At 66.7% G+C, this 13,659-nt stretch carries 13 protein-coding genes; 7 read left to right on the forward strand and 6 right to left on the reverse strand.

Annotated features, from left to right (window positions below; translation table 11 throughout):
- Positions 1-23: 23 nt before the first annotated feature.
- The gene (locus DQ353_RS05505) at positions 24-1,082 is read left to right on the forward strand and encodes a Rossmann-fold NAD(P)-binding domain-containing protein (protein ID WP_146755208.1); all 1,059 of its coding nucleotides are present in this window, start codon (positions 24-26) and stop codon (positions 1,080-1,082) included.
- 183 nt (positions 1,083-1,265) lie between these two features.
- On the forward strand, positions 1,266-2,930 hold the full coding sequence (locus DQ353_RS05510; RefSeq protein ID WP_113761774.1) for an ATP-binding cassette domain-containing protein: 1,665 nt from the start codon (positions 1,266-1,268) through the stop codon (positions 2,928-2,930).
- Here the strand turns inward: DQ353_RS05510 and DQ353_RS05515 are convergent.
- Positions 2,911-3,339, reverse strand: coding sequence for a hypothetical protein (locus tag DQ353_RS05515; protein ID WP_113761775.1), 429 nt, complete (start codon positions 3,337-3,339; stop codon positions 2,911-2,913). The two genes, DQ353_RS05510 and DQ353_RS05515, sit on opposite strands and share 20 nt — an antisense overlap.
- A 222-nt stretch (positions 3,340-3,561) precedes the next feature.
- Positions 3,562-4,449 (reverse strand): serine protein kinase RIO, encoded by an 888-nt coding sequence (locus DQ353_RS05520; RefSeq protein WP_113761776.1) that lies wholly within the window; start codon positions 4,447-4,449, stop codon positions 3,562-3,564.
- A 407-nt stretch (positions 4,450-4,856) separates the two neighbouring features.
- Here DQ353_RS05520 and DQ353_RS05525 point away from each other — a divergent pair, with 407 nt between their 5' ends.
- Positions 4,857-5,150 (forward strand): helix-turn-helix domain-containing protein, encoded by a 294-nt coding sequence (locus DQ353_RS05525; RefSeq protein ID WP_220093976.1) that lies wholly within the window; start codon positions 4,857-4,859, stop codon positions 5,148-5,150.
- Here DQ353_RS05525 and DQ353_RS05530 read toward each other — a convergent pair.
- Positions 5,140-5,580: a PaaI family thioesterase gene (locus tag DQ353_RS05530; protein ID WP_113761777.1), complete on the reverse strand. Its 441-nt coding sequence runs from the start codon at positions 5,578-5,580 to the stop codon at positions 5,140-5,142. The genes DQ353_RS05525 and DQ353_RS05530 overlap by 11 nt on opposite strands.
- A 113-nt stretch (positions 5,581-5,693) precedes the next feature.
- Here DQ353_RS05530 and paaZ point away from each other — a divergent pair, with 113 nt between their 5' ends.
- The 3 genes from paaZ (at position 5,694) to DQ353_RS05545 (ending at position 9,770) form a co-directional block, all read left to right on the forward strand.
- The gene (gene paaZ / locus DQ353_RS05535) at positions 5,694-7,823 is read left to right on the forward strand and encodes a phenylacetic acid degradation bifunctional protein PaaZ (RefSeq protein ID WP_113761778.1); all 2,130 of its coding nucleotides are present in this window, start codon (positions 5,694-5,696) and stop codon (positions 7,821-7,823) included.
- 228 nt (positions 7,824-8,051) lie between these two features.
- Entirely contained in the window at positions 8,052-9,269 is a 1,218-nt protein-coding gene (locus DQ353_RS05540) for a phosphotransferase (RefSeq protein ID WP_181578256.1), read from the forward strand.
- Between the two features lie 93 nt (positions 9,270-9,362).
- Complete coding sequence (locus tag DQ353_RS05545) at positions 9,363-9,770, forward strand: hypothetical protein (RefSeq protein WP_113761780.1); 408 nt, start codon at positions 9,363-9,365, stop codon at positions 9,768-9,770.
- Positions 9,771-10,035: 265 nt separating this feature from the next.
- Here DQ353_RS05545 and DQ353_RS05550 read toward each other — a convergent pair whose 3' ends face one another.
- The 3 genes from DQ353_RS05550 to DQ353_RS05560 are packed head-to-tail and all read right to left on the reverse strand — an operon-like array spanning position 10,036 to position 12,560.
- Positions 10,036-10,704 carry a response regulator transcription factor gene (locus tag DQ353_RS05550; protein WP_113761781.1) on the reverse strand — a complete coding sequence of 223 codons (669 nt, stop codon included), beginning with the start codon at positions 10,702-10,704 and terminating at the stop codon, positions 10,036-10,038.
- Positions 10,682-12,199, reverse strand: a complete 1,518-nt coding sequence (locus DQ353_RS05555; RefSeq protein WP_286166623.1) for a sensor histidine kinase — start codon at positions 12,197-12,199, stop codon at positions 10,682-10,684. The genes DQ353_RS05550 and DQ353_RS05555 overlap by 23 nt, the downstream gene beginning before the upstream one ends.
- Positions 12,189-12,560, reverse strand: a complete 372-nt coding sequence (locus DQ353_RS05560) for a hypothetical protein (RefSeq protein WP_113761782.1) — start codon at positions 12,558-12,560, stop codon at positions 12,189-12,191. Before DQ353_RS05560 ends, DQ353_RS05555 begins: the two co-directional genes overlap by 11 nt.
- Before the next feature lie 243 nt (positions 12,561-12,803).
- Between DQ353_RS05560 and DQ353_RS05565 the strand changes: the two genes are divergently transcribed.
- Entirely contained in the window at positions 12,804-13,568 is a 765-nt protein-coding gene (locus DQ353_RS05565; RefSeq protein WP_181578257.1) for an SGNH/GDSL hydrolase family protein, read from the forward strand.
- Positions 13,569-13,659: the final 91 nt, after the last annotated feature.

Consider the following 13,659-nt stretch of genomic DNA (forward strand, 5'->3'; position numbering starts at 1 on the left):
CGGGCACGATGTTGGCTCGAGACATGACACAAATACTGTTGCTGGGTGGGACCGGGTGGCTGGGACAAACGCTTTCCCGCCAGGCTCTGGATCGCGGACACGCGGTGACCGCGCTGGCCCGCGGCACCAAGCCATTTGTCCCCGGGGTCAGCGCCGTGATCGCCGATCGCCAAGCACCTGCCGCCTACGGGCAGGTGGCGGGCCGGGCCTGGGACCTGGTCATCGAGCTCACCGACAGGCCGCGATTCGCCCGGGAGGCGGTGCAGCACCTGGGCGGAGCCGCCGGGAACTGGGTCTTCGTATCCTCGTGTTCGGCCTATGCCCTGCAGTCCGAGCCCGGCGCCGACGAAACCGCCGGGACCGCCGAACCACTGCCCGAGGCTGAAGACGGGGAGGGCGCGGATTTCGGGCGGGCCAAGTCCGCATGCGAGGCACTAAGCATGCACGAGCGCAACGGGAGGGCGCTGGTGGTCCGTCCCGGGTTGATTGGCGGGCCCGGGGACCCGAGTGGACGCAGCACCTACTGGCCGCTGCGTTTTGCCCAGCGCCGGGATCCGGTCCTGGTCCCCGCGGTGCCCAACGGGAACGCCCCTGTGCAAATCATCGACGTGCGCGACCTCGCCGCCTTCATCCTCGACGCGGGACTGGCCGGGGAGCGCGGATACGTCAACGCCGTCGGCGCGTTGCACACCTTGGGGCAGACGCTGGAGATGGCCCGGGAAGCAGCCGCAACCGTGGCGGCCTCGACCGGACACCCGGCGCCCACACACCAACTGGTTGGCTACGACGTTTCCAGGATGGCCGAGGACCGGGTGAATCCGTGGGCAGGTCCCACATCGCTGCCGCTTCTCCTGCCGCAGGAGGACGGATATGCAGGGTTTGCCCGCCGCTCGGATGCCCGTGCCCTGCGGCTGGGGCTGTATCGGCGGAGCCTGCGCCAGACGATTGAAGAGATCATCCGTGGCGGAGGGGGAATCGACGTGGATTCGCTGCGCTCCGGGCTCACTGCGGCGGAAGAGCAGATGCTCATGGGCCGCTGGGAATCAGGACCCGGCCTGGTGGCCCGCGGCGCGGACGGTTGACCTCCGGCGACCGCGGGCCGGAGGATTGGATGGTCCGATTGCCACGAACGGACACGACGTGCTTGTGGTTCTCGCCTTCGCCTAACCGCGCCACGGGCCCCCCATGACTTCCACCCCGAAGTCGGGGCGCGAACGAGGCCATGGTGAAGTCTTGGCGCATCCATCGTCGAATCGAGAACAACCATGCAGCACCACAACCCCATCGTCATTGACCGCCTCGGCTATTCATGGCCCAACGGCGGCACCGTCTTCGATGGCCTCTCCACCAGGTTCTCCAGCGGAACCACCGGGCTGATCGGGCCCAACGGCTCGGGCAAGTCAACGCTTCTGCGGTTGATCGCCGGAGAACTGGAAGCCGTTCGGGGTGCAATCCACGCGGACTCGCAACCCGCCTACCTGGCACAAGACATCGTCCTGGACACCCACCGCAGCGTGGCCGGCCTGATGGGAATCGCCGCCAAGTTGGCGGCGCTGCGGCGCGTCCTGGCGAACACCACCGAGGACCTGGAACTCGACATGGAAACCATCGGGGACGACTGGGACCTGGAGAAGCGTTCGTCGGCGCTGTTGAACGGTTACCTGGAGGTGCCGGTCGCCCCGGAATTCCTGTCGCGGACCGTGGGCACCCTCTCGGGCGGCGAAACCATGGCGGTGGGCCTGGCGGGAGTCGGAATCCGCGGCGGCGGGATCATGCTGCTGGACGAGCAGACGAACAACCTGGACCGGACCGCCCGCCACCGCTTGTACGACATGGTGCAGCGCTATCCCGGAACCATGGTGGTCTCCACCCACGACAAGACGCTGCTGCGGCTCCTGGACTCGTTGGCGGAACTGCGGCCGGTGAATGTGCGCGCATGGCGCGCCGAGAAGTTCGACCTGGTGCGCTTCGGGGACTGGGAATCCAGGGCCGAAGCCAGGGGCCATGAGGGGGACAGTGCCGAGCGCCGTCTGAGCGATGCCCGCCGCAAGCTGGCCATCGAGAAGCGCCAGCGCCGCGAAGCCGAGACCAGGATCGCCAGGCGCTCCAGGCAGGGTCGGAAGGCCGCCGGGTCGATGCCGAAGATCCTGGCCAACTCGCTGCGCAACCAGGCCGAGGTGGCCGCCGCCAAAAACCGAGGCATCATGAAGTCGCATGAAGCGGATGCTGCCGCGGAACCGGCTGCCGCACGTGAGGCGGTGCCGGTTGACCTGCGTATCGCGATCGATCTTCCGGAGACCCGAGTTCCCGCGGGACGCGGCATCGTCGAGATGCCGGTTGCCGGGATCTCCCGCGGGGTGGTGCTCGAACATGACGAGCCCCTGGCGGAGGACTCGGTGCTCGCGATACGGGGGCCCGAACGCATTGGGCTGGCCGGTGGCAACGGTGTCGGTAAATCGACGTTGCTGGGCCGGCTCGAGGCCGGGGCCAAGGTGCCGACGGGTTTCCTGCGCCAGCGGCTTGGCATCGCGGGAACCGACGGCTGGGCGGGCCTCCATGACGGATTGAGCATGTTGGAGAGCCTGCGTCTCGCGGCGCCGGGTGTGGAGCCGGGGACCTTACGGGAGAAACTCGCGGCATTCCACTTCCGTGGCAGCCGGGTCGATGAACCGGTGTCCAGGCTATCCGGTGGTGAAAGGTTCAGGGTTGCCTTGGCGATGATCCTGTTGGCCGACCCAGCTCCCCAGCTCCTGTTGCTTGACGAGCCCACGAACAACCTGGACATGGCCACGATCGAGCAGTTGCTCTCGGCGCTTGAGTCGTTTGGGGGTGCCATGGTGGTGGCCAGCCACGACGACGATTTCCTCGCCGCGCTGGCCACGGACCGTGAATGGGAGATGCAACGGGCGGTTACGTCGCCGGACGCATGACGCCCTTGGTGTGCGGCACATGCTCCGGTGCATGGGCAACCGCCCGGGCGCCGACCTCGGCCAGCGCAATGATGCTGAAGGCATTGAGCCCGTGAAGCGCCCCGACCCATGCAGCATCGAAGGCGACGAAGGCGAGCGTGATCTGCACCGCCACGGCCAGAAGGAGCCACAAGGCCCATTTCAGGCCTGCGTGGGCCAGCAACGCGATGACCACCAGCGCCAGCACAAGCACCGGCACGGCGTACATCCCGATCATGCCGTGCAGCATCGCGGCCAATGGGGGCTCAGCCGGAACCGTTCCGTTTTCCAGGTCGGGGATCAGCCCGAACATCGACCAGGCGATCAGCGCCGCCTGGATCACGACGGCGGCGGCAATGATGTGTGCAACAACCTTGTATGCGGTACGCAACTTGAAGGTCCTTTCCGGGAATTTCTCAAGGTACCGAAAATGATGGCCAGCGCTGGCCACGTGGCCGCATTCCCATGCCAAAGGTGCGAGTGTTGTCGTGTCGTGTGCGCGGCCCAAGCGTTTTGTTGGCTAAGAATAGCCCCGGAAAGCGCCCGATTTCCAGCACAGCGGATGTACCAATTCGACCCGGGGGTGCGGGTGCGAAGCCGAAACACTGGATGCCTACCAAACCTCGGCGATGAGTTCGGCCAACAACTCTTCTGGGTCGACATCCAGTCCGCGCGACTGGAACCAGACGCAGATGTTTTGGCAGTCGCGTTGCAGCAGCCAGACACCGCGCTCATTGCCCGCAAGGTCGACAAATTGCGGCAAATCGATGACCACAAGGCGGTCCCCGGCGGCGAGCACGTTGTAGGGGGAGAGGTCCCCATGGGCAAACCCCAGCCGTGCAAAGACCTTCATGGCATCCACGAGTTGCTCCCAGTAGCGGTCCAGTCGCTCGGGGTCGGGACGCACATGTTGCAGTCGCGGTGCCGCGGCGCCCGGGGCTTCAGGGTCCTCGATGAACTCCATCAGGATTTCCGTGCCCATGATCTGTACCGGATAGGGAACCGGGGCGCCTGCCTCGAAACAGAGCCGGAGGTATTGCCACTCGGAATTGGCCCAGCGAGAGGCCTCAACGATTCGACCGTAGGTGCTGCCGTTTTTCAAGGCCCGGGCATCGCGTGAACGCTTGACGTTGCGCCCCTCGGTGTAGGTCGAGGACCGGGTAAAGGACCTCTGCTCCGGTGACCGGTAGCGCTTGGCAGCCAACAGCACGTGCTGGTCCGAGGTGGCGCGCTCGATCAGGAAGACGTCGGCTTCCTTGCCGGTCTTGAGCACGCCGAGCTCGGTGTCGATGGCACCGGCATCCTCGATGACGAATTCGGGGTACGGCAGGGGCCCGCGCATGAGCTTCTCGGTGGCCGGCCAGGTAGACCAGCGCTGGGATTCCGAGAGCTGGTCGTCAAGATAGTTCCAGTCATCCGCACGATCGGTGTGCCTGGCGTTGGCGCCGGCGGATCGCCGTTCAAAGGTGTCTGGAAAGTTGTTTTCTACGTAATTCTGCATTGCTGGAGTAACTCCTGTGGGAAGGAAAACATGGATCCGGGGTCACGGCTGGGACACTCATTGGTTTCCTCCTCAGGTAGTTACTGTCGCTGTCGGTTCAAGGACACCACAACTCATTGACACATGTCAATCACTTGGAGCTGTGGGTTTGTGGCGGGTGTGGGTGCCATGGTCGAGCATCGCGATAAGCATCTTGGCTGCATCAGGATGGGGTGCACCGGGATACGGCCAACGTGGGCCGCGAAAGCCTGAACGACATCATTGGCCAGCTGGAGCCAAGCGGGTTCGAGTTTGAGGTGATTTTCTGGCCGCTCTGGGCCGCTTTGGGCCGGCCTTGGCTTGCTCACCACGGCGCAGATCTTCAGGCCCGGTCTCGAAATGCAAAAAGACACGGCAGGGCTGATTTAGTGGCTCGTGACGAGCCCGAGGAACCCACCGAGTTCCAATGTCATTTGGGGGAGTTGCTTGAAGGGAGGTCGATGACGCTGGTGGAACTGGGCGAGCGGGTGGGTATCGGCGTGGTGAATCTGTCGATCCTCAAGAACAACCGTGCCAGGGCGATGCGCTTCTCCACCCTGCAGGCGATTTGCAGGGCCCTGGACTGCGAGGCCGGGGAGCTGCTCAGCTACGCTCCGGCGTGGTGGCAAGCCGACGGTCGCCTGCCGACCTTGAGCCGGTGGCGTTGCGGCACTACTTCTTGATGTCGATGATCAGGTTGGTGATCCGCAGCGTGCACAGGCGCTCGCCGGCTTCGTTCTCGATGAGGACCTGGTGGCTGGCCAGGCGCCGTCCCAGGCTGATGGGGGTTGCGGTGATCGTGACGGTCCCTTCGCGGGCGCCCTTGTGGTGGGTGGCCGAGACGTCCACTCCCACCGCGGACTTGCCCATGGTCGAGGCGTGCTTCACCGCGGCCCATGAGCCAACTGCCTCGCCCACGGCCAGCGAGGCACCGCCGTGCAGCAGCCCGAATGACTGGCGGTTTCCCTCCACCGGCATGGTCGCCACGACCCGCTGCACCGATTCCTCGATGATCTTGATGCCCATCTTGATATCAAGCTCGCCCAGGGCAATTTGCCAGACGCCGTCGATGGAGGTTTCCGGGGTGGGCGCGGTAGGGCGCTCTGCGCTCATGCTGCATGTCTCCTGAGTGTCGAGGCTGTGTGACGCCCGAGGCTCGTGGCGTTCTTCCCCATACTGTACTGTGGTTGCTAATACTGACCGATCGTTCAGGAAGGATTTCGTCGATGACGACAACTCCCATTGCTCCACTGGTTCCCAGCTTCGTCCAAAACTCCTGGTGGACCCCCTCCGATCCGGACGGCGGGACCCCCGTGCTGGATGCCAACACCGGCGAGCTCCTGGCCACGGTCAACAGCGACGGCCTGGACCTTGCAGCCGTCGTCGAGTACGGCCGCACCGTCGGCCAGCGCGAACTGGGCAAGCTGTCCCTGCACGAACGCGCCCTCAAGCTCAAGGAACTGGCGCAGTTCCTCAACGAACGCCGCGAGGAGCTCTACGAGATCTCCTACCGCACCGGCGCCACCAAGATCGACTCGATGGTGGACATCGACGGCGGCATCGGCGTGCTGTTCACCTTCTCCTCCAAGGGCCGGCGCGAACTGCCCAACTCCAACGTCATCCTCGACGGACCCATGGAAGTGCTCTCGCGCGACGGATCCTTCGCCGGCGAGCACATCTACACCCGCATCCCCGGTGTTGCCGCACAGATCAACGCGTTCAACTTCCCGGTCTGGGGCATGCTCGAGAAGTTCGCACCCGCCTTCATCGCCGGGGTGCCGACGATCGCCAAGCCAGCCACCCCCACCGGCTATGTCGCCGAGGCGATGGTGCGCCTGATGGTCGAATCCGGCATCCTGCCCGCCGGTTCCATCCAGCTGATCTCCGGCTCCGCACGGACCCTGCTGGATGTGCTGGACTACCGCGACATGCTGTCCTTCACCGGATCCGCCTCCACCGCCTCGGCGCTGAAGGCCCACAAGAACGTCATCGACGGCGGCGTGCGCTTCACCGCGGAGACCGACTCACTCAACGCGGCCATCCTGAGCCCGGACGCGGTGACCGGCACCCCCGAGTTCGAGGCCTTCGTCAAGGCCGTCACCACGGAGATGACCTCCAAGGCCGGGCAGAAGTGCACCGCCATCCGCCGCAACATCGTCCCGGCCGCGCTGGTCGACGACGTGGTCAAGGCCGTGGGCCAGCGCCTCGATGCGCGTGTGGTCATCGGCGACCCGCGCGCCGAGGGCGTGACCATGGGAGCCCTGGCTTCCCTGGAACAGCTGCGCGACGTGCGCGGCGCCGTCGAGGAAATGATCGCCGCCGGCGGCGAGATCGCCTACGGAACCCTTGACGCACCTGTGGTTCGCACCATGGGCGGCGAGGAAAAGACCGTCGATGCCGGGGCCTTCATGTCCCCGCTGATCCTCACCTGGGACGACGTGGAAAACCAGGCCGTGCACAGCCGCGAGGCCTTCGGCCCGGTCTCCTCGGTGATCGGCTACACCGACCTGGACGACGCCATCCACCTGGCGGCCATGGGCGCCGGTTCGCTGGTGGCCACGGTCTGCACCAACGATGCTGACACCGCACGGATACTGACCACCGGCATCGCCTCGCACCACGGGCGCGTGCACATGCTCAACCGCGAAACCGCACGCTCCTCCACCGGCCACGGCTCCCCGGTCCCGCACCTGGTCCACGGCGGCCCGGGCCGCGCCGGAGGCGGCGAGGAGCTCGGCGGCATCCGCTCGGTCAAGCACCACATGCAGCGCACCGCCATCCAGGGCTCGCCCAATATGCTCACCGCCGTCACCGGCGTCTGGCACACCGGGGCCGACCGCGTCATTGCGGGGGACCCGGAATTCGGCGCCGTCGCCGGTGCCATCCACCCGTTCCGCAAGTCGCTGGCCGAGCTGAAGATCGGCGACGCCTACGCCTCACCGCTGCGCAAGGTGTCCCTCGAGGAGATCACCGCCTTCGCCAACGAAACCGGTGACACCTTCTACGCGCACACCGACCGCGCCGCGGCCGAGGCCAACCCGTTCTTCCCCGGCATCGTCGCCCACGGGTACCTGCTGGTCTCCTGGGCGGCCGGGCTCTTCGTCCAGCCCGCCCCGGGGCCGGTGCTGGCCAACTACGGCCTGGAGAACCTGCGCTTCATCACCCCGGTGCCGGACGGGGACTCGATCCGCGTCACCCTGACCGCCAAGAAGATCACCCCGCGCGTCACCGACGATTACGGCGAGGTCGCCTGGGATGCGGTCATCAACAACCAGGACGGCGAGATCGTGGCCACCTACGATGTGCTGACCCTGGTGGAGAAGGAAGACACCACCTACGCCAACTGGGACAAGTAGCACCACGCCGCGCGCCCGCGCCGGCACTTCCATTGGCCGGCCGCCTGATTCCCTTCAAGGGTGCAGGCGGCCGGCCATTGCCGTTTGCCGGTGGCCTGCACCGCGGGCGGGGCGCGTGGTGGGCCGCGCCCCGGATGTGAGAAGGTAGCGGGCAGGGGAATGAACCCCCTTCCGCATGGCCCCCGGCGCCGGTTCGCCCCGCGTGCGTACACGAGGAACGAGGAATCGATGAATGCACCGGTCATCCAGGATGCCAACGCCTGGACCGAACGCGAACAACTTGAATTCTTCGGTTCGCCGGAGTTCGCCGGGATCCTGGCCGAGGTGGTTCGGCCCATGGGGCTGGCGGATGCCAGGATCACCGTGGCCGAGTTGCACCACCGGCCCGGGGCGGGGGTCTCAGGGGTCTTCGAGGCCACCAACGGATCCACCACCCTGTACCTGGGAGCAACGGCCGAAAGGCTTGGGACGGTTCCCGAGGGGACCGTGCACCTGGACAGCGGGCGGGGAAGCGTCATCGTCTGGCTTCACCCGGCCGACCCGCTGCTGCCCGGACTTCCCCTGGCAACCACCCCGACGCTGGTCGAGGAGCACTGGGGAGGGGGCCGGGTGATTGAGGAACTGCGAACCCTGGCCTATCGACCGCTGCGCCGGGCAGTGATGCTGGCCCGATTCGGCGACGGGCAGCAATTGTTTCTCAAGGTGCTGCGCAAGGACGCCGAGCTCCTGCATGGGAAGCACCTGGCGCTGCTGGCCGCCGGAATCCCGGTACCGATACCGGCGGGGCCGCCGATCGACGGGGTCCTGGCATTTCACCGGGCCCACGGAGTGCCCCTGGCCGAGGACCTTATGCACGCCCCGGAGCTGCCGCTGGCGCCGCAACACATCATCGGGCTGCTCGACGCGTTGCCGCAGACCCTCCTGGACGTCCCGGCGCGACCGGCTTGGTCCGACCGCCTGGGCTGGTATGGGCATGCCGCGCAAACCGCCGTCCCCGACCAGGCCGGAAAGATCGGGGAGCTGCTCACACGCCTGGTCCGCATCCTGGAAACCGCGCACCGCGGTGAGCTGGTGCCCAGCCACGGGGACTTCTACGAGGCGAACATCTTCGTCGAGAACGGAACCATCACCGGGCTGCTCGACATCGATTCGGCCGGTCCCGGGTACCTGGTCGACGACCTGGCCTGTTTCCTGGGGCACCTGGCGGTCCTGCCGGACCTGGACGCGCGCTATGGGCGCGTCAACGGCTACTTCGAGCTATATGCCACGGCCTTCGAGGCGGAACTCGGGAACCGCGGGATCTGCGCCAAGGGGCTGTACGCCCGGGCGGCGTGCGTGGTCCTGTCGCTCGTGGCAGGGGCCCGTGACGAGGCGAATCCCGACTGGCATGCAGTGGCCCTGGCCCGGTTGGTGTTGGTGGAACAGTTGCTGGTCCGCGCCGAATAAGCCCACGGTGGCGAAGATGAGAGCGTTCTCATCGGGCTCTCCTCTTCGGCTCACATTCATTGGCCATGCTGGAAGCAGATCAAGAGCAAGACAATGAACGAGAGGTTCGCAGCCATGAAGAAGTCACGTACGTTTTGGTCCATCACCGGTGCGCTGGGCGTAGTCGCCATCGGAGCGGGCGTTGCAGTCGCCCAGCCGATCGCCCCGGCCAACGAGACCGTGGTCATGCAGGAAAGCGCTGCGCAGCACGGATTCTCCTCCGTGGAGCGGGTCGCTGAAAAGGCCGATGCCTCGGCCGCGGTGGCCGACTCGGCACAGTCTGCAACATCCGCAGTCTCGGCCAAATCCGCAGTTTCCCCGGTGTCGGCGAAGTCGGCCGCCTCGCCGGTTTCGGCGAAGTCTGCGTTTTCGCCGGTTTCGGCGAAGTCGGCCGCCTCGCCGGTGTCGGCGGTGTCCCCGATGTCGCCGCAGTCCGCTCCCTCGGCGGCCAGCGCCGCCTAGCGGACAGAAGCCAAGACACGCGGCGGGTGCCGGTTCCATTTCAAGAGCCGGCACCGGCCGCCGACCACGCCGACGGGAACCACACCTACTGGGTGGATATCACCTGCAAGTAGGCAAGCAAGGAAGCGTTCCGGCCGGGTGCCCATTTCGGGCATCCGGCCGGAACGCGTCAGGCACGCAAACCGTGCCGGCCCGACCCGCGGGACCCGCGGGGCCCGCGGGGCGCAACCTCGCCGGCCGCCCGGGCCCGGTGCCGGACTCCCGGCTAGCCCGGTTCCTCGAAGCGGTAGCCCATGCCACGTACCGTGGTGAACCATTCGGCTCCCAGCTTGTTGCGCAGGTAGCGCACGTATACGTCCACGACGTTGGAACCGGGGTCGAAGTCATAGCCCCAGACCCGGGAGAGCAGCTGCTCGCGGCTGAGGACCTGCCCGGGGTTGCGCATGAAGGCCTCGGCCAACCCGAATTCCCTGGCCGAGAGGTCGATCTCGCGCCCGTGCAGACGGGTGCGGCGGCTGCCTGCATCAAGCTCCAACGGCCCCACGCGGATCACCTGGTCCTCGGGCGCCGCCGCCTGCGGACGTAGCCTCAGCCGCACCCTGGCCAGGAGCTCCTCGAAGCGGAAGGGCTTGGCCATGTAGTCGTCCGCCCCGCCTTCGAGCCCGGCAACGGTGTCGTCGATGCTTGAGCGCGCGGTCAGGATGATGACCGGGGTATCGACATTGGTGGAGCGGATCCGCGAGAGCACCGAGAACCCGTCCTCGTCGGGCAAGCCGAGGTCGAGGATGATCAACTCGAAGTCCCCGGTCTGGGCCAGGTAGCCGCCCTCCTTGCCGGTGTCGGCGACGGTCGGCTGGAAGCCGGAGGACTTCAGTCCCTTGGCAACGAAGGAGCTGATGCGTTCCTCGTCCTCAATGATCAGTATCCGGCTCATCTACTTCTCTTTCCAGGCTGGTGGGGATTTCAATGACAAAGGTCGAGCCGACGCCCACGTCGGAGCTGACCCCGACGGACCCGTGATGCGCCTCGGCGATGGCCGAGACGATATTCAGGCCCAGGCCCGAACCCTCGGTGCGCTTGGAGTTGCGGCCCCGCCCGAAGCGCTCGAAGATCCTGGATTGGTCCTCGGCCGCGATGCCGACCCCCTCGTCGCGCACCCAGATGCGCAGCACCGATTCCCTGTTGGTGCCATGGGTGATATTGGTTCCCATGGTGATCGTGGACCCGTCGGCGGAGAACTTCACCGCGTTGGAACACAGCTGCAGCATGGCCTGGGTGATCCGCTGGGGATCGACGTTGGCGGTGGCCTCCACGCGGTGCCCGATCCGCCAGAACCGCTCGCCCAGCGGGCGGGCCCGGTCCAGCAGCTCGTCCAGCAGCGTGCCGATGTTCGTGGGCACGGGTTGGACGAAGTCGACGCTGTTGGAGGTGGCCAGGGTGACCAGGTCATTGATCAGCAGGGACATCCGGTCCAACTCGGCCAGGGCGATGTCCCGCGACTGGTCCACGTCCACCGGATCCGACCGGTCCATGAGTTCGAGATGCCCCTGGATGATGGTCACCGGGGTGCGCAGTTCGTGGCCCACGTCGTCAAGCAGCTGCCGCTGGGAGACCATGGCGTTTTCCACGCGGTCCAGCATGGCGTTGACGGTGATCGTCAACTCGGCCAGGTCGTCGCGCCCGACGACCTCGATGCGCTGGGACAAATCGGATTCGGAGATCTTCCGGGCCGTGTCGCGCAGCAGCGCCACCGGGCGCAGGAACCTGCCCACCAGCAGCCATCCGGCGGTTCCCGCGGCCAGCAGGATGACCATCCCCACCACCATGTACATCACGAAGCCGCGGTTCAGTGCCTGCTTCTCGGCCGCGTAGTCGTAGGCGAAGACCAGGTGTGCCGGGGTCCGGGGCTGTGTGACCGTTAGCGGGATGCTGACCGCGCGATAGGTGGACTGGCTGGTCGGCACGGTCTGCAGCATGATCTTCTCGTCCGGGGCCTCGTGCGCCGCCCAGGCGACGAATCCCGGGTCGTTTTCCAGGCGGGTCTGCACGACCTCGGGGGCCGTCCAACGCACCTTCTGGTTGACCAGGCTCAGCATCCCCTCGTGCCGTGCCGGCAGGGTTTGCTGCATCGCGGTGTACAGCAGCACCTCGGCCGTGAGCGGTTCGGCGGCGGTCGCCAGGTCCGAACTGTGTGCGGCCAGCACCTGGAACTCCTGGACGCTGCGCTTGAGCGAGTCGTCGATGCGGGCGTCCATGGTCTTGACCTGCAAGAGGTAGACCACGGTTCCGGTGACGGCGAAGGCCAGGGTCATCAACCCGAGCATCCCGGCCAGCACCCGGGTGCGGACGGCGAACCCTCGGCGGGCAAAACGGGTGCCTTCGGGCGCGGAGGCAAGTTGTTGGGCGAGCTCGGGAATCCTAATCATCATCGTCCCCGTCGTCGTCATCTCGATCGTCGTCGTCGTCATCGTCATAGGCCTTGGACGGCGGCAGCGGCTTGACCGGCGCCGACTTGCCGGGCAGGACCGTGGGCTTCTTGGACGGGGGGCTGGTCGAAGGCCTGGTCGATGTTGAAACCGATGGCGTTGGCGTGGGCACGGCCGAGGGGCCGGGTGTCGCGGATGTCGGTGACGGGGTGGCGGGCGCGGTGCCTTGCTCGATCGTGATCCCCGGGCCCAGGTTCACCGCCGGCGGAGCCGAAAGTTCCAGGGCAACCACGTAGGCGCCGAAACCCAGTGCCAAGAGCGCCGCCAGCGTGGCCACGATCTTGCCGATCTTTCCCAATCCCATGACCCCAAGTATGGCCGAGATTGATGAGACCCAAATGAGAGCGAGCCCATGTCGGCGTCGTTTCCCGCAAGAGTGCCCCGACAACCGGCCTGCCCGGGCACCGCAGGGGAGGCCGCCGCCCGGCTCCGGCTCATTGACAGGGGCCCGGGGAAGGTCGACCCTGAGGACTGGGACGGCACGGGAAATCGTGGCGGTGGGCGCACGGGGTTGGTTCAGGGGCAGGGCTACGCGAGGGGAACCACAATGAGCAGCTTCGGAGGCATCGAACGAGTCCGGCGAGTTTGGCTGGATGCAGTGCAGGCGGGACCTTCCCTGCTGCAGGGACACCGGATCGCCAGGAACATCCCGAGGCTCCAGGGGGCGGCGGGACCCAACCGGGGCCTGGTCGATGCGGCCGGAAGCGGCGGGCTGCTGCTGCGGTTGCTGGTCATCGGGGATTCCAACGTTGCCGGGACCGGGGCTCCCACGCACTCCGTGGCGCTGACCGGACAGCTGGCGGTGGGTCTCTCTGCGCGGCGGCACCGCCCGGTGGCGTGGGAGGCCGATGGAGCCAATGGCGCCACCATGGAACGCATCCGGTTCGAAGTGCTCGGACTCATCCAGGAACACGACCCCGACATCGTCGTTCTGGTCGCCGGGGCCAACGATGCGATGGCCGGACGGAGCCCCGCGCGTTGGGGCAGTGACCTGCGGGCGGTGCTGGGGGCCTTCCTGGACCCGGGCAGGGAACGGGAAATCGTCGTGGCGGGGGTTCCGCCGTTTCGGTACTTCCCGGCACTTCCGGCACCGCTGAACGAGTTCCTGGAACGCCGGGCCAGCCGCCTGGACGCCGTCTCGGCAGCGGTGTGCGCGGAATTGGGACTGGACTTCGTGTCATTTGCCGATGACCCGCCGCTCGGGGATGCCTTCTTCGCCACCGACCGCTTTCATTCCTCGGTGGCCGGTTACGGGCATTGGGCGGGGTACCTGCTCGATGCCTTGCCGGATCGCGATTCGAACACCGGCTGAGGTGGCCGGCCGCGCAGCAACGCACAGGTGCCTGCCGTTTCCCCGGAGGCGGGGATGCGGCAGGCACCTGTGGTTTTTCGGTCGTGTGGCC

The sequence above is a fragment of the Arthrobacter sp. AQ5-05 genome (assembly GCF_003287975.1).
Lineage (GTDB): Bacteria > Actinomycetota > Actinomycetes > Actinomycetales > Micrococcaceae > Paeniglutamicibacter.

Bases quoted from the DNA above. Each gene is read 5' to 3' on its own strand.
- DQ353_RS05560 (WP_113761782.1), bottom strand. From the start codon at position 12,560: ATGGGATTGGGAAAGATCGGCAAGATCGTGGCCACGCTGGCGGCGCTC.
- DQ353_RS05530 (WP_113761777.1), bottom strand. From the start codon at position 5,580: ATGAGCGCAGAGCGCCCTACCGCGCCCACCCCGGAAACCTCCATCGAC.
- DQ353_RS05545 (WP_113761780.1), top strand. From the start codon at position 9,363: ATGAACGAGAGGTTCGCAGCCATGAAGAAGTCACGTACGTTTTGGTCC.
- DQ353_RS05540 (WP_181578256.1), top strand. From the start codon at position 8,052: ATGAATGCACCGGTCATCCAGGATGCCAACGCCTGGACCGAACGCGAA.
- DQ353_RS05520 (WP_113761776.1), bottom strand. From the start codon at position 4,449: ATGCAGAATTACGTAGAAAACAACTTTCCAGACACCTTTGAACGGCGA.
- DQ353_RS05550 (WP_113761781.1), bottom strand. From the start codon at position 10,704: ATGAGCCGGATACTGATCATTGAGGACGAGGAACGCATCAGCTCCTTC.
- DQ353_RS05555 (WP_286166623.1), bottom strand. From the start codon at position 12,199: ATGATGATTAGGATTCCCGAGCTCGCCCAACAACTTGCCTCCGCGCCC.
- DQ353_RS05510 (WP_113761774.1), top strand. From the start codon at position 1,266: ATGCAGCACCACAACCCCATCGTCATTGACCGCCTCGGCTATTCATGG.
- DQ353_RS05565 (WP_181578257.1), top strand. From the start codon at position 12,804: ATGAGCAGCTTCGGAGGCATCGAACGAGTCCGGCGAGTTTGGCTGGAT.
- DQ353_RS05505 (WP_146755208.1), top strand. From the start codon at position 24: ATGACACAAATACTGTTGCTGGGTGGGACCGGGTGGCTGGGACAAACG.
- paaZ (WP_113761778.1), top strand. From the start codon at position 5,694: ATGACGACAACTCCCATTGCTCCACTGGTTCCCAGCTTCGTCCAAAAC.